Source organism: Saccharothrix sp. CCNWYY140 (assembly GCF_037401995.1).
Lineage (GTDB): Bacteria > Actinomycetota > Actinomycetes > Mycobacteriales > Pseudonocardiaceae > Actinosynnema.
In genome coordinates this window covers 1-21,705 of record NZ_JBBEGC010000094.1, presented here as the reverse complement: position 1 = coordinate 21,705, position 21,705 = coordinate 1, and the positions used below count along the sequence as shown (strand labels likewise).

15 protein-coding genes and 1 pseudogene are annotated in these 21,705 nt (G+C 72.0%); 9 read left to right on the top strand and 7 right to left on the bottom strand.

Annotated elements, in window-relative coordinates:
- Positions 1-3 precede the first annotated feature (3 nt).
- Positions 4-1,134 (bottom strand): anthranilate phosphoribosyltransferase, encoded by a 1,131-nt coding sequence (gene trpD, locus WBN91_RS29705; protein ID WP_337727602.1) that lies wholly within the window; start codon positions 1,132-1,134, stop codon positions 4-6.
- A gap of 202 nt (positions 1,135-1,336) precedes the next feature.
- Between trpD and WBN91_RS29700 the strand changes: the two genes are divergently transcribed.
- Positions 1,337-2,749, top strand: coding sequence for an aminotransferase-like domain-containing protein (locus WBN91_RS29700; protein WP_337727601.1), 1,413 nt, complete (start codon positions 1,337-1,339; stop codon positions 2,747-2,749).
- On the opposite strand, the gene WBN91_RS29695 is transcribed toward WBN91_RS29700, so the two are convergent.
- Positions 2,727-3,311, bottom strand: a complete 585-nt coding sequence (locus tag WBN91_RS29695) for an anthranilate synthase component II (RefSeq protein ID WP_337727600.1) — start codon at positions 3,309-3,311, stop codon at positions 2,727-2,729. The genes WBN91_RS29700 and WBN91_RS29695 overlap by 23 nt on opposite strands.
- Positions 3,308-4,786: an anthranilate synthase component I family protein gene (locus WBN91_RS29690; protein ID WP_337727599.1), complete on the bottom strand. Its 1,479-nt coding sequence runs from the start codon at positions 4,784-4,786 to the stop codon at positions 3,308-3,310. Before WBN91_RS29690 ends, WBN91_RS29695 begins: the two co-directional genes overlap by 4 nt.
- A 145-nt stretch (positions 4,787-4,931) precedes the next feature.
- On the opposite strand from WBN91_RS29690, the gene WBN91_RS29685 reads away from it, so the two are divergent.
- From WBN91_RS29685 to WBN91_RS29665, 5 genes are all read left to right on the top strand, one after another.
- The gene (locus WBN91_RS29685; protein WP_337727598.1) at positions 4,932-6,260 is read left to right on the top strand and encodes a class II 3-deoxy-7-phosphoheptulonate synthase; all 1,329 of its coding nucleotides are present in this window, start codon (positions 4,932-4,934) and stop codon (positions 6,258-6,260) included.
- 14 nt (positions 6,261-6,274) lie between these two features.
- Complete coding sequence (locus WBN91_RS29680; RefSeq protein WP_337727597.1) at positions 6,275-7,384, top strand: NAD(P)/FAD-dependent oxidoreductase; 1,110 nt, start codon at positions 6,275-6,277, stop codon at positions 7,382-7,384.
- Positions 7,385-7,422: 38 nt separating this feature from the next.
- On the top strand, positions 7,423-8,349 hold the full coding sequence (locus WBN91_RS29675; protein WP_337727596.1) for a hypothetical protein: 927 nt from the start codon (positions 7,423-7,425) through the stop codon (positions 8,347-8,349).
- Between the two features lie 14 nt (positions 8,350-8,363).
- Positions 8,364-9,536, top strand: coding sequence for a cytochrome P450 (locus WBN91_RS29670; RefSeq protein ID WP_337727595.1), 1,173 nt, complete (start codon positions 8,364-8,366; stop codon positions 9,534-9,536).
- Between the two features lie 101 nt (positions 9,537-9,637).
- Positions 9,638-10,303, top strand: coding sequence for a hypothetical protein (locus WBN91_RS29665; protein ID WP_337727594.1), 666 nt, complete (start codon positions 9,638-9,640; stop codon positions 10,301-10,303).
- A gap of 63 nt (positions 10,304-10,366) precedes the next feature.
- Here WBN91_RS29665 and WBN91_RS29660 read toward each other — a convergent pair whose 3' ends face one another.
- From WBN91_RS29660 to WBN91_RS29645, 4 genes and pseudogenes are all read right to left on the bottom strand, one after another.
- Positions 10,367-11,554, bottom strand: coding sequence for a S1 family peptidase (locus tag WBN91_RS29660; protein ID WP_337727593.1), 1,188 nt, complete (start codon positions 11,552-11,554; stop codon positions 10,367-10,369).
- 371 nt (positions 11,555-11,925) lie between these two features.
- Entirely contained in the window at positions 11,926-13,155 is a 1,230-nt protein-coding gene (locus tag WBN91_RS29655; protein WP_337727592.1) for a cytochrome P450, read from the bottom strand.
- Positions 13,156-13,275: 120 nt separating this feature from the next.
- Positions 13,276-13,623: pseudogene (locus tag WBN91_RS29650) on the bottom strand (substrate-binding domain-containing protein); the annotation flags it as partial.
- Between the two features lie 329 nt (positions 13,624-13,952).
- Entirely contained in the window at positions 13,953-15,512 is a 1,560-nt protein-coding gene (locus WBN91_RS29645) for an MFS transporter (protein ID WP_337727590.1), read from the bottom strand.
- Positions 15,513-15,637: 125 nt separating this feature from the next.
- Here WBN91_RS29645 and WBN91_RS29640 point away from each other — a divergent pair, with 125 nt between their 5' ends.
- From WBN91_RS29640 to WBN91_RS29630, 3 genes are all read left to right on the top strand, one after another.
- On the top strand, positions 15,638-18,748 hold the full coding sequence (locus WBN91_RS29640; protein WP_337727589.1) for a BTAD domain-containing putative transcriptional regulator: 3,111 nt from the start codon (positions 15,638-15,640) through the stop codon (positions 18,746-18,748).
- A gap of 107 nt (positions 18,749-18,855) precedes the next feature.
- Entirely contained in the window at positions 18,856-20,406 is a 1,551-nt protein-coding gene (locus WBN91_RS29635; protein WP_337727588.1) for an aspartate aminotransferase family protein, read from the top strand.
- A gap of 11 nt (positions 20,407-20,417) precedes the next feature.
- A complete protein-coding gene (locus tag WBN91_RS29630; protein ID WP_337727587.1) occupies positions 20,418-21,578 on the top strand; it encodes an acyl-CoA dehydrogenase family protein in 1,161 nt (386 codons plus the stop codon).
- Positions 21,579-21,705 lie beyond the last annotated feature (127 nt).

Sequence of the window (21,705 nt, the reverse complement as noted above, 5' to 3'; positions counted from 1 at the left end):
GGTTCACCCGGTCCGGGCGGCCAGTCCTTCGGCGAGCCCGGTCGTCACCGCGACCCACCGGTCCAACAACGCCGCCGCGGCGCCGCTGTCGATGGCGTGCGCGGCCCGCTCCAGACCCACCGCCAACCGCTCGGCGATCGGCGTCGCGCCCGGTGCGGCATCCAGACCGGCAGCTGCGAGATCGGCAGCTGCGAGATCGGTGGCGGCGAGACCGGCGGCGGCCGACAGCAGGATCGCGTCCCGGACCGGTCCCGTCCGGCCCGAGAGCACCTCGCGGGTGATCCGCGCGTTGTGCGCCGGACCGCCGCCGCGCAGCGAGTCCGGGGCCGCGAACCCGATGCCCAGCCCGCGCGGGTCGAACACCTCCTCGCGCACGGTCCCGTCGTGCACGGTCCACACCCGGGACGTGGTGGTGACGGTCAGCTCGTCCAAGCCGTCGTCACCGCGGAACACCAGCGCGGACCGGCCCCGGCGGGCCAGCACGCCGGCGACGACCGGGGCCATCCGGGCGTCCGCGACACCCACGGCGGACGCCTCGGGCGACGCGGGGTTGGTCAGCGGGCCGAGCACGTTGAACAGGGTCGGCACGCCCAGTTGCCGGCGGGCGGCGGACGCGTGCCGCATCGCCGGGTGGAACACCGGGGCGAAGCAGAACGCGATGCCCGTCCCGGCCAGCACCCGCGGCACCGCCGCCGGCGGCAGGTCGATGACCACGCCCAGCTCCTCCAGCAGGTCCGCCGAGCCGCACGCCGAGGACGCGGACCGGTTGCCGTGCTTGACCACCCGCGCGCCCGCCGCCGCGGCGACGATCGCCGACACGGTCGAGATGTTCACCGTGTTCGCCCCGTCGCCGCCGGTGCCGACGATGTCCAGCACCGGGCCGTCCACGGCGACCCGGACGCCGTGCGCGTCCATCGCGCGCACCAGCCCGTCGAGTTCGGCCACGGTCTCGCCCTTGGCGCGCAGGCCGACCAGCAGCCCGCCCAGCCTGGCGTCGCCGGCCGCGCCGCGCATGACCTCGCCCATCGCCCACTCGGCGTCCGCCGCGGTGAGGTCGCGGCCGTCGGTGAGCGCCGAGAGGATCTCCGCCCAGCGCGTCCGAATGCTGTCGGGTGCGGTTTCCCGGACCGTCATCTTCGCTCCTCCGCTCCATTTCCGCAGTGAGCGTCGCAGTGCGCGGCGAAGCGGACCAAGTCCATTCGACACCCTTTCAGGCAGGCCATTTCACGAGCGTGCCGGGTCGATCACCCGGTGATCCGGGGGAATTGCGGCGCCGGGAAAGGTGGCGCCGCGGGAAGAACGCGCTGAACCACCAGTTCCGCGTCTAGGGGGATGAATGTTGCCGATCGCCATCGACCGGGGCTCGCGGCTGTCCATGACCGCGCAGATCCAGTCGGCCATCCGCGGCCGGATCCAGGACGGCACCCTGCACCCGGGTGTCCGGTTGCCGTCCAGCCGCGACCTCGCCGGAGACCTGGGGGTCTCCCGCAGCGTGGTCGTGCAGGCCTACGAACAACTGATCGCGGAGGGCTACCTCCGCGCCACGCAGGGGTCGGGCACCCGGGTGGCCACCCACCTGCCCCACCTCGGCCGCGCGGCGGACGAGCCGGAGGACGGAGGCTCCGACGCCCGGCCCGAGGACGGCGCCTGCGACGCGCGGTTCGACCTGCGGGCCGACGCGACGAGCACCGCGTTCTTCCCGTCCCGGGAGTGGTTGCAGGCCTACGAGCACGTCGGGCGCTCGATCGGCGGCCCGGGACCGCGCAGGCACCCGCTGGGCGTCCCGGAGCTGCGCACCGAGCTGGCGGCCTACCTGGGCCGGTCGCGGGGCGTCCTGTCGTGCGCCGCCGAGGTGGCCGTCACCGCGGACTTCGACCACACCATCGGCGTGGTGTTCCACGCCCTGCGCGAACTCGGGGTCGACCGGGTCGCGCTGGAGAACCCCGGCCCGCCGTGGCAGGTCCGGCTCGCCGAGCACGCCGGGCTGTGGGTGACCGGGGTGCCCGTGGACGGCGAGGGCATCGACGTGGAGGCGCTGGCGCGGTCCGGGGCGCGGGCGGTGCTGGTGACCCCGGTGTCGCAGGTGCCGACAGGGGTCGTGCTGTCGCAGGCCCGGCGGGAGGCGCTGCTGCGCTGGGCCGACGAGGTGGACGGCTGGATCGTCGAGTACGACCGGGACGGGCACCTGTGGTTCGGCGCGGGCAGCGGTCCGCTGGCCCTGCAACGGCACCGCCCGGACCGGGTGGTCCACGTCGGGGCCACCGGGGTCCTGCTCGGCCCGGTGGTCCGGCTGGGCTGGGTGGTCGCGCCGCCGGCGGTGGCCGACCGGTTGGGCCGGCTGCGCCTGGGCGCACCGGACCCGTTGACCCAGCTGACCTTCGCCCACTTCGTGTCCACGGGCGTGCTGGACCAGCACGTCCGCCGGGTCCGGGGCGTCCTGCGCTCCCGGCGCGCGGCGCTGCGCGAGGCCGTGGAGCGGCACCTGCCCCGGGCCCGGTTGACCGGGGCGCCTGCCGGCACGCACGCCTACCTGCGGCTGCCTGACGGGGTGGACGACGTCCGGCTGGCGGCGTTGGCCCGGGAACGGTCGGTGCTGGTGCACCCGGGGCGGCACTTCCAGCCGGCCCGCAGACCGAGCGCGCCAGGCGCGGTGATCGGCTACGGCGCGGTGCGCAGCGGCTTGCTCCCCGAGGCCGTCGGCGTGCTCGCCGCCGCGATGTGCCAGGTCAGCCGGTTGCTGGCGTCGTGACCCGGGACAGGAAGTTGGCCAGCATGGTCAGGCCGCCCACGGTGGTGATGCTCTCCGGGTGGAACTGGACGCCCTCGACCGGCAGCGTCCGGTGGCGAAGACCCATGAGGTAGCCGTCGTCGACCGACCGCGCGGTGGCGACGAGGTCGGGCGGCAGCGGGTCGGCCACGACGATCGAGTGGTAGCGGGTGACGGTGAGCCGGTCCGGCAGGCCGGTGAACACGCCCCCGCCGTCGTGGTCGACCGCGCTGGTCCGCCCGTGCATCAGGTGCTCGGCCAGCCGGACCGCGCCGCCGAAGGCCAGCGCGAGGGCCTGGTGCCCGAGGCACACGCCCAGCAGCGGCACCTCCCCCGCGAACCGCCGGGCCAGCTCGACGTGGCCGGAGTCGGCGGGGTGGCCGGGGCCGGGTCCGAGCACCACGGCGTCCGGCCGCCCCGCGGCCAGCTGCTCCGGGGTGCGCGTGCCGGACCGGACGACCTCGGTGTCCGCCCCGAGTTCGCGCAGGTACTGGTCGATGACGTGGACGAAGCTGTCCACGGCGTCCACCACGAGCACCTTCACGACGGCTCCTCACCGGTGAGCGCCCAGTGGGCGGCACCCATCTTGGCCAGCGTCTCGTCCCACTCGCGCTCCGGCACGGACAGGGCGACCACGCCCGCGCAGCTCTGCGTGGCGTACCGGTGGTCGCCCGGCGCGGGTTCGCGGTGGCTGATGGTGCGGATGCACAGCGCCAGCTCGGCCCAGCCGCGCACGTCGACCAGGCCGACCGCGCCCGCGTACGGGCCGCGCCGCTCGACCTCGATCCCGTCGATGATCTCCATCGCGCGCACCTTCGGCGTGCCGGTCATGGTCCCGGCGGGGAAGGTCGCCCGGAGCACGTCCCAGACGTCCCGCTCGGGCTCCAGCGTGCCGGTCACCGTGGAGACCAGGTGGAACACGTGCGAGAACGCCTCGACGACCATCAGCTCCTCCACGGCGAGGGTGCCGGGGCGGCAGACGCGGCCGATGTCGTTGCGGCACAGGTCCACCAGCATGACGTGCTCGGCCTGCTCCTTGACGTCGGCCTGCAACTCCTTGATCCGCCGCTCGTTGTCCGCGCCCGTGGGGTCGCGGCGCGTGGTGCCCGCGATCGGCCGCATGGTGATGCGGTCCCCGTCGAGCCGGAACAGCAGCTCGGGGCTCGCGCCGACCAGCGTCGTGCCGGCCTGCGTGAGCAGGTACAGGTACGGGGAGGGGTTGCGGGCGCGCAGCCGGCGGTAGACCTGCTCGGGGGTGAGGGCGGTGCGCACGTCGATCCGGTGGCCGACCTGGATCTGGTAAACGTCCCCGACCCGGATGTGGTCCAGGCAGCGCCGCACCCAGCCCAGGAACGTGTCCCGGTCGACGGTGTCGCGCACCTCCAGCGGGGTGGGCGCGGCCGGGACGGGCGTCCGGTCGGCGGGGATGGCCGCGAGGGCGTCCGGCGACACCGGCGGCGGCAGGTCGGGGCCGGCGGCGGCGCGCAGGACCGGCGAGCCGCCCTCGCGCGGGAACCACAGGGTGTGCTGGAACAGCGTGAGCGCCAGGTCGGGCACGTCGGGCGGGATGGCGCGGGTCGGCAGGTCCTCCATGAGCCAGGCGGCCTCGTAGCCGGCGGTGGTGAGGAACCCGAAGGCGAACCCCTCGACGTCGGCGCGCACCCGGAACAGGCCCATGACCTCGCGCAACAGGCTCCACGGGTCGGTGGTCGCCGTGCCGCAGCGGGCCTTGAGCAGGTCGGCCACGGGGCCGTCGCCGCGCACGTGCACCCGGTCGCCGGTCACGGCGATCTCGGCGAGCCGGCCGAACCCGACGACCGTGCCCAGCCCGCCGGCGCCCGATCCCCCAGCGCCCGATCCCCCAGCGCCCGATCCCCTGGGGTCGTCCGGGTGGGCGTCCTCGATCAGGAACACCTCGTCGGGGCCGAGCCGCCGGGACAGCTCCGCGCGCACCGCCAGGGCGTCCGCGGTGGTCGGCACGGGGATCGCGGTCACGGCGACGTCCAGCAATTCCGTCATCGCGGAGATGGCGCACCTCCTTGGTCAAGTGGGAAAAGAGAACCAAAAGCGGCACTGGGCCGGCCAGACCAGTCCACGACCGGTGGACCGGACCACTCGGTGCTTTCGTTGCGCGCCGCCGAGAGGGCGTGGTGGCCTCGTTCCCGTGACCAATTCCGAATTGCTCGTCCCCTGGCGGGACGCGCCCGCGGCCCACCAGCCGCGGTGGCCGGACCGCGCGGCCCTGGAGCGGGTGCTGGACCGGCTGGCGACCGCGCCCGGCCTGGTCGGCCCGCGCTCGGTCGACGGCCTGCGATCGCGGCTGGCGGCGGTGGCGCGGGGTGAGGCGTTCGCCCTCCAGGGCGGTGACTGCGCGGAGACCTTCGCGGGCGCCACCCCGGACGCGATCCGGAACAAGACCAAGACCCTGCTCCAGATGGCCGTCATCCTGTCCTACGCGGCGGCGCGGCCGGTGGTGAAGATCGGGCGCATGGCGGGCCAGTACGCCAAGCCGCGCTCCAGCCCCGTCGAGACCCGCGACGGCGTGACGCTGCCCGTGTACCTGGGCGACGCGGTCAACGGCCTGGACTTCGACCCGGCGGCCCGCGTGCCCGACCCCGCGCGGCTGTGGCGGATGTACGAGGCGTCGAGGTCCACTTTGGACACCGTGGCGGGCTTCGCGCGCGACGGGTACGCCGGCCTGGACCAGCTGCACCGGTGGAACCGGGACTTCGTGGCCGGCTCCCCCGCGGGCGCCCGCTACGAGGAACTGGCCTACGAGATCGACCACGCGCTGCGGTTCATGAACGCGTGCGGCGTCCAGCTCGACGAGCTGCGCTCGGCCGACATCTTCGCCAGCCACGAGGGCCTGCTGCTGGACTACGAGCACGCGCTGACCCGCGTGGACCCCGAGACCGGCCGGTCCTACGCCGCCAGCGGCCACATGCTGTGGATCGGCGAACGGACCCGCGCCCTGGACGGCGCGCACGTGGCCTACTGCCGCACGATCGCCAACCCGATCGGGGTCAAGCTCGGCCCGACGACCACGCCGGACGAGGTCCGCGGCTACGTGGAGGCCCTCGACCCGGACCGCGAGCCCGGCCGGCTGACCTTCATCACGCGGATGGGCGCGGGCCTGATCCGCGACCGGCTGCCCGACCTGGTCCGCGCGGTGCGCGACACCGGGGCGACGCCGGTGTGGATCAGCGATCCCATGCACGGCAACACCTTCCTCGCGCCCAGCGGCCACAAGACCCGGCACCTGGCCGACATCCTCGACGAGGTGCGCGGGTTCTTCGCGGTGCACCGCGCGCTGGGCACCCACCCCGGCGGCATCCACGTGGAGTTCACCGGCGAGGACGTGACCGAGTGCATCGGCGGCGGGCACGAGGTGCTGGCCGAGAACCTGCACCACCGCTACGAGTCCGCCTGCGACCCGCGCCTGAACCGCGGCCAGTCGCTGGACCTGGCCTTCGACATCGCCGAACTGCTGTGACCGTGGAGGGGACCGTGAAGACCGTAGGTGTCGTGGGCGCCGGGGTGATCGGGGCGTGCGTGGCGCACTTCCTGGCCCGGCGCGGGGTGCGCGTGCACCTCGTGGAACGCGGGGAGCCGGGCGCGTTGACCACGGGCGTCAGCTTCGCGCGGTTGAGCGCCTACCAGCAGCCGACCTACCCGCGCTTCGAGCTCAGCCACACCGGGATCATCGAGCACGCGCACTTCGCCCGGCAGTTCGCCGCCGCGCCCTGGTACCACCCGACGGGCAGCCTGGCGTGGAGCGACGAGACCGGCGCGGGCGGCGGCGGCACCGACGAGTCGTTCGTCGAGGTCGTCGAGCGGCTCACGTCGTGGGGCTACCACGCGGAGTGGACCGACGCGGACCGGGTGAACCGCGAGTGGGAGTCCGGGGTCGTGTTCCCGGACGCGGGGTGGCCGGTCGTGCGGTTCCCCGACGAGGGTTGGATCGACGGCCCGGCGTTGGTGCGGGCGCTGCTCGACCCGTCGACGGCGCGGCGCGGCGCGGTGGAGGAGGTCGAGGTGCGCGGCGACCGGGTCGTGGCGCTGCGGCTGGCCGACGGGGACCGCGTCGAGGTCGACGCCGTCGTCAACGCGGCCGGTCCGGCGGCGGGCGAGGTGGCCGCGACGCTCGGGCTGTCCTCGCACGGGGTGGCGACGCGCAGCAGCCTCGTGGTGGACCTGCTGACCGAGGCCGAGCCGCCGCGGCACATCCTGCGCGGGGCGGAGGCGCACGTCCGGTCCGCCGGGCCGGGCCGCGTGCGGGTGCGCTCGGACCAGGTCGACGCCGGGTTGCCCGCCACGGCGACCGAGCCCGGCGACGAGGTCGTGAAGGACCTGCTGGAACGGGTGTACCGCACGGTGCCGGCGCTGGCGGGCGCCGCCGTCGAGCGGGTCCGCCTGGCCACCGCGGTGTTCCCGACGGACGGGCTGCCCAGCGTCGGGGCGGTGTCCGGCGTCGCCGGGTACTACGAGGCCTTCGCCAACAGCGGCATCACGCTGGCGCCGTTCATCGGGCGGACGCTGGCGACGCAGATCGTCACGGGGGAAGCGCACCCCCTGTGGGACCGGTGCTCACCCGACCGCCTGCGGGTGGGGCCGTGACTTTCTTGGGATGACCAGACACTGCAATTGGGGGAAGTGTGACGGCATATCCGGAACTCAGGGAACTGATCAGCAAGTACGTCTCCGAGGAACCCCCGGAGATCCAGCAGATGCGCACGGGCACGCTGCCCGACCTGCCCGGGTCGTACGACCAGTACTTCACCGCGTGGGACTTCGCGAACAGCATCGTCCGCGACTACGCGATGAACCTGTACCAGTTGCTGCGCATGGCGCACGACGAGAGCCTGCCGGTGGCCAACGTGCTCACGGTGTTCCGCACGCTGGACCCGATCTACAGCACGTTCCTGGGCTACAACGGTTTCCCGACGCTGGCGGAGTACGCCACGAAGATCGGCGAGCCCACCGAGGACCGCCGCGAACTGGTGGACCGGCTGTCGACGTTCGTCGAGTACGCGAACCGCTTGACGGCCTGGTCGCACCACTACTTCCCGTGGCACGTCGGCGCGCACTACCGGTACGCGGAGAGCGAGGCGGCGAGCCGCCCGGAGTACCGGCCCGCGCCGGTGGACGAGGGATCTTCGCGGACCATCCCGGTCAAGCTCACGTGGCAGCCGCTGGGCGTGGAGGTCATCGGCGAACTCGCCCTGGACCTCAACGAGCAGCTGTGCGAGGACTTCGTCAAGTCGTTGCCCTTCACCGTGTTGCAGGACCACGCGGTGGTCAGCGGCGAGTCCATGTACGCGTGGGCGCCGATCGTGAGCGTGGCGCCGACGCCGGTCCGGGAGCGGATCTGCGACGCGCCGGTCGGGCGGCTGCGGTTCAGCCAGGCCACGGGCAACAAGTTGATCGTCCAATATGGACCGACGTCGGAGACGTTGAAGAGCCCGGTGCTGGGCAAGGTCGTCGACGGCCACGTCGACCGGCTGGCCGAGGTCGGCAAGGCGGTGTGGGAAAGCACTTTCCGCTCCAAGGAGCACATCTGGCTCACGGTCGAGCTCCTCTAGAAAAGGTGAACGCATTGACCAGCACGTCGAGCAAGCCGACCAGGGATCTGCTGTTCCCCGAGCTGAGCGACTCCATCGAGGCGCGGATCGCCTGGTTCCAGCACATGCAGCGGCACGAACCGCTGCGGTTCCGCCCGGAGTACGACCTGTGGGAGGTGTTCCGGTACGAGGACGTCAACCAGGTGCTCCGCAACCCCGACACGTTCTCGGTGACCAACAAGACCCACATGGGCCTGCCGTTCTCCTTCGGGCGGGCGGACATCCCCGAGCACAAGTTCCTGCGCGGGTTCGTCACCCGGTCGTTCGTGCCGGGCAACGTCGAGACCAGGTCCCGGGCCTTCGCGGAGGCGGTGGACGAACTGCTCGCGCCGGCCCTGGCCGGCGGCCGGATGGAAGTCCTCGGCGACCTGTGCTACCCGCTCATGGAACGGGTCGTCGGCGACATGTTCGGACTGCGCATCCCGGGACCGGGCCGGTTCCGGGACTGGTCGGAGCAGATGTTCGGCCAGCTGATCGGCGTTCGGTCCCCCGACCACGCCGACGTGGTGGAGCTGTTCACCGAGCAACTCCAGCAGCGCAAGCGCAACCCTGAAGACGACCTGATGAGCGCGCTGCTGGCGGAACGGGCCAAGGACGACCGCCTGGCGGAAGAGAAGATCGTCCACATGTGCCTGGACCTGGCGACGGCCGGCAACGCGCCCCTGTCGCTGATGCTGGCCTACGCGTTCGCCCGCTTCGGGGCCGACGAGGACCTGTACCCGACCTTGCGGCAAGACCCGTCGCTGATCCCCGGTTTCATCGAGGAGGTCCTGCGCTACGACTTCTCGTGGTTCAACCTGTGGCGCACGGCCCGCCACGACACCGTCCTGGGCGGCCGGGAGATCAAGGCGGGCCAGTACGTGGTGGTGTGGGACTCGTCGGCGAACTTCGACGAAAACCACTTCCCCGACCCGGCCCGCTTCGACATCAGGCGCTCCCCCAACCCGCACTTGACTTTCGGCCAGGGCATGTACGTGTGCTTGGGGCTGCCTTTGGTGCGGGTGCTGGGGCGGGTGGTGTTGGAGCGGATGGTGGCGTCGGTCGCGGAGGTCCGGTTCGATCCGGAGGTGCCGATGCGGACGTTGGAGCAGATGAAGGACTACATCGTGTCGCTGGACGTGGTGCTGGCTCCGACGAACGGCTCCTGACGGTTCGCCTGGCCCGCCGAGCCACCCCTGGTGATGGCTCGGCGGGCCAGTCGGTGCAGTTATCCTCCCTCGCTGGCTTTGCACCAACCGGGGGGACCTCGGTGAGACGCGTGTTGCCGTTCGTAGCCCTGCTCGCCGCCGCCTGCACGACCGCTCCACCACAGGCGGCCCCGGACACGGCGAGCGTCCCGGCGACCATGACCACGACCACGGTCGCGCCGGCCGAACTGGCGCCGAAGCGGATCCGTGCCGCCGTGTTGCCCGCCAACGCGCTCGAACGGCTTGGTGTCACCGAGCCCGGTACCGACTCGGATCGCCACCGGCCGCAGCTGCCCCTGCCGTGTGCCAAGCCCAAGACGTCCGGGCAGGACGTGTTCGGTTACCACGTGCCGTTCGCGCGCAAGTGGAAGAACAGTCGGATGGAGTTCAACCACCTCGTCACCTGGTACGAGGACCGCACCGGCGCGGAGGCTGTAGCCAAGACGCGGGAGATGGCCGAGTCGTGCCGGGAGTACGTCTACTCGACCAGGGACGTCGGTGACCTGACGATCCACGTCACCGCCCCGGTGGACCTGCCCGCGCCGGCCGGTGTCAGCGCGGCCTACGCCTACTGCGAGGACAACGGAACCAACCACGCGTGTTGGGGGTTGATCGCGCACGGTGACCTGATGGCCACGCTGATCGTCTTCTCCGCCTCCCACGAACGGAGCCTGGGGGCGGTGGCCGACATGTTGCCCGACGCTGCCGCACTGCTGCTCAAGGACTAGTGCTCAAGGACTAGTGAAAAAGGGACACCGGCGCGGGTGCGCCGGTGTCCCCCTTTCACTGGATCAGGACAGGATGAGGGTCAGGCCGTAGGTGGCCAGGATGGGATTGACCTCCTGGTAGTAGGTGGTGCCGCCGACGGAGCAGTTTCCCGAGCCGCCGGAGGTGACGCCCTGCGCCTGGTTCGCGCTGAGCCAGGAGCCGCCGGAGTCGCCGGGCTCCGCGCACACGTTCGTGCGGGTCAGGCCGTAGACCGTGCCCTGCGGGTAGTTGACCGTCTGGTTGCGGGCCAAGATGGTGCCGCAGCGCATGCCGGTCGTGGAGCCCGAACGGCAGATGCCGGAGCCGACGGCCGCCTGCGCGGAGCCGCGGACGTAGTACCAGTAGCCGTTGTAGCCCTCCATGTAGCCCCACAGGTTCACACCGGCGACGGTGCGCACCCAGGCGTAGTCGTAGTACGGGAACGTCGACGCCGCGAAGCTGCCGGTGACGACGCCGTTGTGGTCGGAGACGGTGTCGCCGGGACGGCCGCAGTGGCCGGCGGTGACGAAGCCGCCGTAGACCGAGAACCCGACCGAGCACCGGCCCGCGAAGTTGATGTAGTACGGCCACCCGCCGACCACGTCGGCCAGCGGACGGGGCGAGGAGGTCTCCTCCACCACGCGCACGTGCTCGCGCCCGGCGCTCGCCTTGGCGACGAAGTCACGGGCGGCCTTGTCGACCTTGTTCTTGTTGACGGTGATCACGACGGTGTTGGTGCGCACGTCGACGTACCAGCCGTTGACGGCCTCCGGCGCGCGGCGGCCGGCGAGGGCGTCGATACCGGTCTTGACCGCGTCCAGCTCGGTGGCGCTGTAGCGCACCACCCGGGTCCGGACGTCCTTGGTCGACACCGTCGCGGCCTTGACCGGGTCGGTGGTGAGGGCGACGAGCGCACCGTCGCGGTCGTCGAAGAAGCTGCCGGCGTAGGACGCGCCGAGCACGTCGCGGACGCGTGCTTCGGTCGCGCGGGCGGTTTCCTCCCGGGCCAGGCGCTTCGCGGCCTGCTCCTCGGTCAGGCCGAGGTCGCGGCGCAGCGCTTCGGACACCCCGGCGCTGACCTTCGGCGCGGAGGACACGGAGGTGGACAGCAGGGACGGGGTCGAGGTGACGACGGCGTCGTCGCTGCCGGCCGAGGCGGGGTGCAGGGAGGCCCCCACCAGGGCGGCGGACAGCGCGACAACGCCGGCCAACCGGTACGCGGTTGTTTTCACGTGCGGCACCTTTCCAACGCAGCAGGATGGTCGGAACGGAACACGACGACACCACCGGCCGTGCGAATGCACGGCGACACCGCTCTGGTGAGTGCTGCGGCAGCAAACCAGACCGGTGGTTTTCGGGGAGTCGTCTTCCGGATGCGGATCCGGAGCACGACGGACGTTACCGCTGACACGTGTGACGTCGCTATACGTCGATCGCAGGCATTGACGGCCCAGGCCACGCCGGGTTCACAGTGCCTGCGGATTCCCGCAGTCGACCCCACTTTCGAGGGCGCGTGTGCACTTTTGTGCAATTCCACGGGAAAGGCTCTGAACTCCAACCGAAGCGAGAATAGACGACGAAAGCTCGCTATTTCGTCCGGCAGTTACCAGACGACGGGAAGTTCGTGCACCCCGAAGAGCGCGCTGTCGTGCTTGTAGGACAGCTCGTCCACCGGCACGGCGGAGCGCAAGTCGGGGAACCGCCGGAACAGGCTCTCGAACACGACCTCCAGCTCGACCCGCGCCAGGTTCTGGCCGAGGCACTGGTGCAGGCCGTACCCGAAGGCCAGGTGCCCGCGGTTCGGGCGGTGGATGTCGAACGCGGCCGGGTCGTCGTAGACCTCCTTGTCCCGGTTGGCCGAACCGGTCAGGAAGTACAGGCCCTCCCCCGCCGCGATCCGCTGCCCGGCGATCTCCAGGTCCTGCTTCGCGATCCGCGGCGAGAGCAGGTCCCCGATGCCCAGGTAGCGCAGCAGCTCGTCCACCGCGCCCGGCCACAGGCCCGGGTCGGCCTTCAGCTCGGCCAGCGCGTGGGGGTTCTCGGTCAGCACGAGCGTGCCGAGGGCGATCATGTTCACGGTCGCCTCGTGCGAGGCGTTGAGGACGCTCTGCGCCGCGCCGGCGAGGTCGTTGTCGTCCAGGCCGAGTTCGGCGGGCGCGTTCGCCAGCTTGGTGAGGACGTCGTCGCCGGGGTTGTCGCGCTTGTCCTTGAGCAGCCCCACCATGTACGTGCGCAACTCGACGACCGCGTTCCTCAGATCTTCGCGGCTGCTCCCCCGGTTGAGCATCACCGCCGCGCGCGACTGGAAGAACTCGTGGTCGGAGTTGGGCACCCCGAGGACGTGACAGACCACTGTGGACGGTACCGGCATCGCGAGCAGCTGCACGAGGTCCGCCGGCTGACCGCTGTCCGCCAGGTCGTCCAACGCGCGGTCCACGACCTCCTGGATCCAGGGGCGCAGGGCACGCGCCTTGCGCATGGTGAAGTCCTGAGCCAGCAACTTGCGGTACACGTCGTGCTCGGGCGGGTCCATCCGGACGAAGGAAGACCGTCTGCCGACCGGGTCCACACCGGAACCGCCCGGCATCGGTATACCGGGTGTGCTGCCGTCACAGCTGATCCGACCGTCCACGAGCCCGGCCTGCACGTCGGCGTGCCGCGCGACCAACCAGACAGTGCTCCCGTCCCTCAGCACCGCCCGCGACACCGGCTCCACCGCCCGCAACGCCTCGTACTCGCCCGGGACGTCGAACGGACACCCGGACCGCCGCATCGGAAACGCCCTCGGCACACCGACTGTGTCCTCGACAGTGGCGTGGTTCGACTTCTCCATACCCGCTCCCTCACATCAGGCGACCACTCCGGGGCCACCGATCCGTCCCCCTTGCGCAACAGGGTCAGGCCCGCGAAGGAACCAGGCGGTAACCGCCGGGGCACACCCGGATCGGCTGGTTCACTCGGCTTGGTAGACCTCGGGGCGGAGGACGGTGCGTTTGGGCACATGGCGATCGTTGTGCATCCGTTCCAGCACGTGGACGGCGTTCTCGGCGAGGTGGTGCGCGTCTTGGACGACCGTCGCTCGCAAGGGACTCGTGCCGGCGCCGATCAGGGTCCGGGCTTCCGGAACACCGTCGACTCCGATCACCACCGTGGCGGCGGATGCAGGTGAGGTGGTGGCGCGCAACGCGTCGACCGCGCCGAGGGCCATCTCGTCGTTGGTGCAGAAGATGGCGTCCAGGCGGCCGTGCTTCTTGTCGAGCATCCGGACATGCGAGTGGACCGCGTCGTAAGCCTTCGAGCGGTGGAAGGCGCGCGGTGCTGGATGGTCATGCTGAGGTCCCGCACTGCTTGGAAGGCCAACCCCGAGGCCTCCGCCCTCTGCACAACGGCAGCCACCGGATCTGCGACACCGCGTGACCCCTCAGGGGCGCTCCCCCACCGACCACCGTGACGGGTTGGGCGACCAGTGTCCGCAAGGCTGCGGGTAGGAGGTGGGGGGCCGACTGCTCCGATCGGGCGGTGTCGACCGGTCGACCCGAACCCCGTCCGCCGGACGGGCGGTGGTCCTGCCCCGCAACAGCATCGTGCCGGGGACGCGAGGTTCCGCGTCCCCGGCACGAAACGCCTGGGTCAGGCGCTCATCGTCGCCGCGTCGTCGGTCTCCGGCTCGGCCGCCGGGGCGGGCAGCTTGGCCGGGGGCACGTGGCGCAGCAGGGTGAGGGCCAGCAGGCCGGCGCCGCCGACCAGGACCGCCGCCACCACGCCCGCCACGTTGAGGCCGCTGGTGAAGGCCTCGCGGGCCGTGGCGATCAGGGACGCCGCCGCGTCGCCGGTCATCGTGGACGCCTCGTTCAGCGCGCCGGACAGGGAGTCCGTCGCCTGGGCGGGCAGGTCGGTCGGCACCGTGGCGTGGTAGACCGCCGTGCCGATGCTGCCCATGAGCGCGATGCCCAGCGAGACGCCCAGGTCGATGGACGTGGAGCTGACCGCCGACGCCGCGCCCTGCTTCTCCGGCGGGGTCGCCGCCATCACCAGTTCGGTGGTCAGGGCCATCGTCGGCGCGATGCCCGGGTAGAGCAGGTAGAAGCCGACGATCAGCAACGGGAGGCCGCCCACGCTCTCGACCTGGGTCAGCACCACGTACCCGGCCAGCGAGAACAGCGCGCCGATCGCCACCACGTACGCCGGACGCACCTTGCGCGCCACCATCGGCGACACCGTGGACACGACCACCAGCATCAGCGCCGCGGGCAGGATCCACAGGCCGGCCGCCAGCGGGGACAGCCCGGCGACCTGCTGGAGGTACTGGGTGAACAGCAGGTAGATGCCGCCGAGCGCGATGGCCGACAGCAGCCACACGCCCAGCGCGCCGCTGAACGAGCGGTTGCGGAACAGCCGCATGTCCAGCAGCGGGGTGTCCAGGCTGAGCTGGCGGCGGACGAAGATGACACCGAACACGATGCCGACCACCGTCGCGATGATCGCCGTAGCCGTCAGGCCCGTCTTGGCGTACTCCTTGATGCCGTAGACGAACGGCATCAGCGCCAGCATCGACAGGAGCACGCTCAGCATGTCCGGCATCCGCTGGCCCGACGCGTCCGGCGCCTTGTACTCCGGCACCAGCACCGGCGCGAGGATGATCACCAGCGCCATGACCGGCACGCCGATCAGCAGCGCGGCGCCCCACCAGAACGCTTCCAGGAGCAGACCGCCCAGCAGCGGGCCGACCGCGACGCCGACCGACACCGACGCGGCCCACATGCCGACCGCCGTGGCCCGCTGGCGCGGGTCGCGGAACATGTTGGGCACCAACGACAGGGTCGACGGCATGACGGCCGCCGCGCCCACGCCCATCAACGCGCGCGCCGCGATCAGCAGGCCGATGTTGGGCGCGAACGCGGCCACCACCGAACCCACGCCGAACACGATCGCACCGAACAGCAGCACCTTCCGACGGCCGATCCGGTCGCCGATGGTGCCCATCGCCACCAGGAGCCCGGCCATCGCGAACCCGTACACGTCGTTGATCCACAGCAGCTGGTCGCTGCTGGGCTTCAGGTCGGCCGCGATGTGCGGAGTCGCCAGGAACAGCACGGTTTGGGCCACGAACAGCAGCGCGGTCGGCAGCAACAGCACCGTGAGCCCGAGCCATTCCCTGGTCCCGGCCCGGTCACCGACTTCGACAGACATGGTGTTTCTTTCCCTTGCTCGAACCGCTCGGACGGTAGATCCGCCATTCGGGAACCCACGGTGTCGTGCGCCGCTCCAGGAACCGTCCAGATCGACTTCGGGTCCGTTTCGGGTACGGTCTAACGGTGCGTTTCGGGGTGCTGGGGCCGCTCGCGGTGTGGACGTCCGACGACCTCCCGGTCCGCGTGCCCGAGCTGAAGGTCAGGTCGCTGCTGGCCCAGCTGGCCGTGGACGCGGGCCGCGTGGTCCCCGCCGACCGGTTGATCGACCGGCTGTGGGGCAGGCGACTGCCCTCGAACCCCGCCGGCGCGCTCCAGACCCGGGTCTCGCAGCTGCGCGCCGCCCTGGACGAGGCCGAGCCCGGCACGCGGCGACTGGTCGTGTCGCGCCCGCCGGGCTACCTGCTCGACGTCGCGGCGGACGCGGTGGACGCGGGCCGGTTCGAAGCGCTGCTGGCGCAGGCCGCGACGACCGGTGACCCGCGGGCGCGGGTGGCGGTGCTGGACGACGCCCTGGCGCTGTGGCGCGGTCCGGTGCTGGCCGACTTCGCCGACGAGGAGTTCGCCCGGGAGGTCACCGCCCGGCTGGTCGAGCTGCGCCTGACCGCGTGGGAGCAGCGGGCCGAGGCGCGCCTGGAGTTCGGCGAGCCCGGCACGCTGGCCGACGAGCTGGGCGACCTCGTGGCCCGCCACCCGCTGCGCGAGCGGCTGGTGGCCGCGCACCTGCGGGCGCTGTACCAGGCGGGGCGGCAGGGCGAGGCGCTGGCGGGCTACCGCGACCTGCGCACCCGGCTGGTCTCCGAGCTGGGCGTCGAGCCGGGGCCGCGCCTGGCCGCGCTGCACCGGGCGATGCTGGAGCAGGACCCGTCGCTGGGCGGCTCGGTGGAGCCGCCGACGAACCTGCCGCACCTGCTGGGCGACCTGGTCGGCCGGGACGCCGACGTCGACGAGGTGCGGCGGCTGCTCGCGGCGGACCGGCTGGTCACCCTCACCGGCCCCGGCGGCGTGGGCAAGACCCGGCTGGCGCTGGCCGTGGCCCGGCAGCTGGTGGGCGGGTCCCCGGACGGCACGTGGCTGGTCGAGCTGGCCGCATTACCCGCGGGCGCGTCGGCCGATGAGGTGGCCGCGCTGGTGGCGGCGAGCGTGGGCATCCGCGACGGCGTGGTGACCGACCTGGCGGGCCGGCTGGCCGAGGCGTTGCGCACCAAGGGGATGCTGCTGGTGCTGGACAACTGCGAGCACTTGGCGCCGGCCGCGGCGGAGGTGGCCGCCGGGCTGCTGCGCGCCGCGCCGGGGCTGCGGGTGCTGGCCACCAGCCAACGCCCGCTGGGCGTGGCCGGTGAGCTGCTGTGGGCCGTGCCGACGCTGACCCAGCCCAGCGCGGTCGAGCTGTTCACCGCCCGCGCGGCGGCCGGCACGCCCGGTTTCGCCCTCGACCCGGACAACGCCGACGCCGTCGCGGCGATCTGCCGCCGCCTGGACGGCATCCCGCTGGCGTTGGAGCTGGCCGCGACCCGGGTCCGCGCGTGGGGCGTGCACGAGGTCCTGGCGCGGCTGGACGACCGGTTCCGCGTGCTGACCGCCGGGCACAGCGGCGCGCCGGCGCGCCAGCGGACCCTGCGCGCCGTGCTGGACTGGAGCTGGGAGCTGTTGACCGAGGCCGAGCGGACCGTGCTGCGCCGGTTGTCGGTGCACGTGGACGGGTGGACGCTGAGCGCGGCGGAGGACGTGGCGGGCGGTGACGACCTGGACGTGCCGGACGTGCTGGCCCGGCTGGTCGACCGCTCGCTGGTCGTCGTCACGCCCGCCGACCCGCCCCGGTACCGCCTGCTGGAGTCGGTCGCCGAGTACTCCTCGGCGAAGCTGCGCGAGGCAGGCGAGGTCGCCGAGATCGAGCTGCGGCACCGGGAGCACTACGCGCGGCTGGCCGCGACCGCCGACCCGCTGCTGCGCGGGCCGCGCCAGCAGCGGTGGCTGCACGTGCTCGACGCCGAGGCCGCCAACCTGCGCACCGCGATCGACCACGCGGTCCGCGACGGCGAGGCGCTGCCGCTGGTCGAGTCGCTGGCCTGGTACTGGGTGCTGCGCGGTCGCCTCGGCGAGGGGCGGCGGGCGCTGACCGCGGCGCTGGCCGGCGGCGGCCCGGACGACGTGGCGGGCACGGTCCGGGTGTGGCACTCCGCGTTCAACCTGCTCATGGGTGTCGCGTCGAAGGTGGTGCCGCCGTCCGCGACCCGGCCGGCCGACCCGGTGGCCGCCGCCGGGCGGGCGCGGGCCGAGTGGTTCCTCGGGTTCATCGGCCTGGGCATCGGCGAGCTGAGCGTGGGCCACGACCTGGTGGCCGGTGCGCTGGCCGTGTTCGAGGACCTGGGCGACCGGTGGGGCACGGCCGCCGCCCACGGCACGCTGACCCGCTACGCGTTGGCGCGCAGCGACCTGGACGCGATGGCCCACCACGGTGAACTGGGCATGGCCCTGTTCACCGAGGTCGGCGACCGGTGGGGGCAGCTGCACGTGACGTTCGGCCTGGGCACGCACGCCGAGGTCGTCGGCGACTACGACCGCGCCGCCGAGCTGCACCGCGACGGACTGCGGATCGCCGAAGGGTTGGGCCTGAGCACCGAGGTGTCGGACAAGCTGTCCGCGCTGGGCCGGATCGCGCTGCTCACCGAGGACTACGAGCAGGCCGACGAGCTGCACGAGTGCGCCCGCGCGCAGGCCGTCGCGCAGGGCTACACGATCGGCGAGGAGTTCGCCGAGCTGGGCCTGGCGCTGGGCGCGCGGCGGCAGGGCCGGTTCGACGAGGCCGAGAAGCTGCTGCGCAAGTGGCTGGTGCACGACCAGCGGCTGGAGTCGGACCTGGCCGTGGCGCTGATCTTCGCCGAGCTGGGGTTCGTCGCCGAGCTGCGCGGTGACGCCGAGGCCGCCTGCGCCCTGCACCGCGAAGGGCTGGCGACGGCGCGCAAGTCGGGCGACCCGCGCGCGGTGGCGCTGGCGTTCGAAGGGCTCGCCGGCGCGCACGCCCTGTGCGGCGACCACGAGCGCGCGGCACGGCTGCTCGGCGCGGGCGCCGCCCTGCGGGAACGGGCCGGCGCGCCCCTGCCGGCCGGCGAGCGCGGCGACGTCGACCGGATCACCGCGGCGATCCTCGCGGCGGTGGGCGCGGAGGCGTTCACCGACGCCTTCGAGCGGGGCCGGGCGCGCGGCGAGTCCGAAGTGGACAGTTCGGCGCCCTGAGGATTACCGCGCTGTTATCGACCGGTGCACGCCCCTGATTAGCCTCCCGTGGGTCCGCAGGAAGCGGTTCTGACGTGGTGCCCACCGGAAGTGACGAGGGACGGCAGATGAACTTATCGATCGAGTTGGCCGAACCGACCATGCTCGGCTGGTTGACCGCCTACGGGCTCGACGCCGAGTACGTCCGGTCGAGCGGGAACACGTTGTTCGCCAAGCAGTCCGACGGCTCGGAGCGTCCGGTGCTGGACTTCGCGGGCGGGTACGGTTCGGTCCTGCTCGGGCACAACCACCCGGAGCTGGTCGCGCTCGCCCGCGAGCTGTTCGCCCAAGGCACGCCCATCCACGCCCAGTTCTCCCGCCACCCGTACGCCAATGACCTGGCCAACCGGCTCAACACCATCCTCCACCGCGAGTTCGGCGTCTCCGAGCCGTACTACGCGGTCTTCGCCAACTCCGGCGCCGAGGCCATCGAGGCCGCTGTGAAGCACGCCGAGCTGGACCGCGTCTACAAGGTGCGCGCCGCGGTGGAGGCCGCGGAGACCGCCCTGGACGAGGCACGCGCGGCGGTCGCGGCCGGCGCCACGGTCGCCGAGGACGTGTACCGCGCCCTCGACGTGCCGCAGGGCGACTTCCCGGCGCTGCTGGCCGAGGTCAGCCGGGTCAACGCCGAGCTGGCGACGCGGCAGCCGGTGTTCCTGAGCCTGGAGAGCGGTTTCCACGGCAAGCTCGTCGGCAGCGTCCAGCTCACCCACAACCCGACCTACCGCACGCCGTTCGGCGCACTGGCCCGCCCGTCCCGGTTCGTGCCGTTCAACCAGCCCGGCACCGTGCGCAAGGTCCTCGACGAGGAACGCGTGTCGCTGCACGAGCTGGTGGTGACCGACGGCGTGGTCCGGTTGGCGGAGCGCGAACTGCCGGTGGTGACGGCGTTCCTGCTCGAGCCGATCCAGGGCGAGGGCGGCATCCGCGAGCTCAGCGCCGAGTTCGCCCGGGAGATCGCGGAGGCCTGCGAGGAGGTGGGCGTGCCGGTCGTGATCGACGAGGTGCAGAGCGGCATGGGCCGCACCGGTGCGTTCTTCGCCAGCTCCCAGATCGGCCTGCGCGGCGACTACTACGCCTTGTCCAAGAGCCTGGGCGGCGGCGTGGCCAAGGCCGCCGTGATGCTGGTCCGCGAGAAGTTCTACCGCGGCGACTTCGAGTTGGTGCACAGCTCCACCTTCGCCAAGGACAGCTTCTCCACCACGATCGCCGGCAAGGTCCTGGACCTCCTGGAAGCCGACGACGGCCGCGCCTACCGCCGCGCCGCCGAGCTGGGCGACCAGCTGACCGCGATGCTGGAGTCCATCCGCGCGGACCACCCCGACCTGGTCAAGGAGGTCCGGGGCAGGGGCTTGATGCTGGGCCTGGAGTTCCACGACCAGAGCGCGTCCCCGTCACCCGCGATCGCCGAACAGGCCACCGCCGGGATGCTCGGCTACGCCATCGCCGGTTTCCTGCTGCGCGAACACGCGATCCGCACGTTCCCCACCGCCAGCGCCACCAACACACTGCGCTTCGAACCGTCCCTCCAACTGACCGACGAGGAGATCACGCGACTGGAGACCGGGCTGCGCGCCGCGGTCGAGGTCCTGCGCTCCCCGTCCGGCCGACTGGTCTGAAAGGGGTTCCGGTGGACCACGACGAGGCTTTGAACTTGGTACGGGATTTCGTCCGCGACGAACTGCTGGGCGACCGACCCGAGCTGGACACCCTGGGCGACATGCCGTTGCCCCTGTACGAGAAGTTCGCCAAGACCGGCTTGATGAACTGGTGGCTCTCCCCCGAGCTGGGCGGGCATGGGTTGGGTCTGGAGCAGGGCGTCGACCTGGTGTCCGAACTGTCCTACGGCGACGCCGGCGTCGCGTTCACCCTGTTCATCTCCGTCATGGCGACGAACATGGTGTGGCTGTACGGGTCGGACGAGCTGAAGAAGCGCTACCTGGAGCCTCTTGCCCAGTCAGGCGGTTTCGGCGCGACCCTGGGCAGCGAGGAAGCAGCGGGCAGCGAACTGGGCCGCACGTCCACGGTAGCCGTCCGCGAGGGTGCCGAGCTCGTGCTCAACGGCGAGAAGTGGTTCTCCACCAACACCGACTTCGCGGACTTCCTCGTGGTGGTAGCGAAATCCGCCGACAACCCATCCGGCCACGCCGCGGTGGTCGTCCCCAGGGACACCCCCGGCGTGCGCGTGGTGAAGCGGTGGGACGTCCTGGGATTGCGCGCATCGGGCACCTACCAGGTAGCACTGGACAACGTCCGCGTGCCGGTGTCCCACGCACTGACCGGCCCAGGCTTGCGCATCCTGGAAGTCGGCCTGAACGCGAGCCGAGTCCTCATCGCCACCACCGCGATCGGCATCTCCCGCCGCATCCGAGACCTGGCCATCGACTACGCCCGATCCAAGGAACTACGCGGCTCGACCCTGCTGAACAACGCGGTCTTCGGAGCCAAGATCGGCCAGATGGAGATGGCAATCGCCGTCATGCGCAACCAATGCGCAGCAGCCGGCCGCGACTTCGACTCCATCATGACCCGCCCGTCACCGGGCGCGGAGTTCCTGCGCCAGGGCGCACTGAAGTCGGCGTTGACGGCGAAGATGTTCACCGGCCAGGCCGGCTGGCAGGTGGCCACGGTGGGCTCGGAACTGTTCGGCGGACTCGGGTACACCGGCGAGTCACCGATCGGCAAGCTGGTGCGAGACATGCGCTACGTGTCGATCGTCGAGGGCGGCGACGACGTCCTGCGAGAGCTCATGTTCAACCGATACGTCCTACCAGAGGGCAAACGCATCTAAGCCACCCACGCCGCACGAGCTCCTCGGCGCGCAGCGCCGCCCTTCGGCGGAGCCGGCGAGTGGGCAGTCCGCCGGGGAGGACACAACTCAACTTGGGCTTCTTGCTTGTGTCATCCCCGTATGGCCT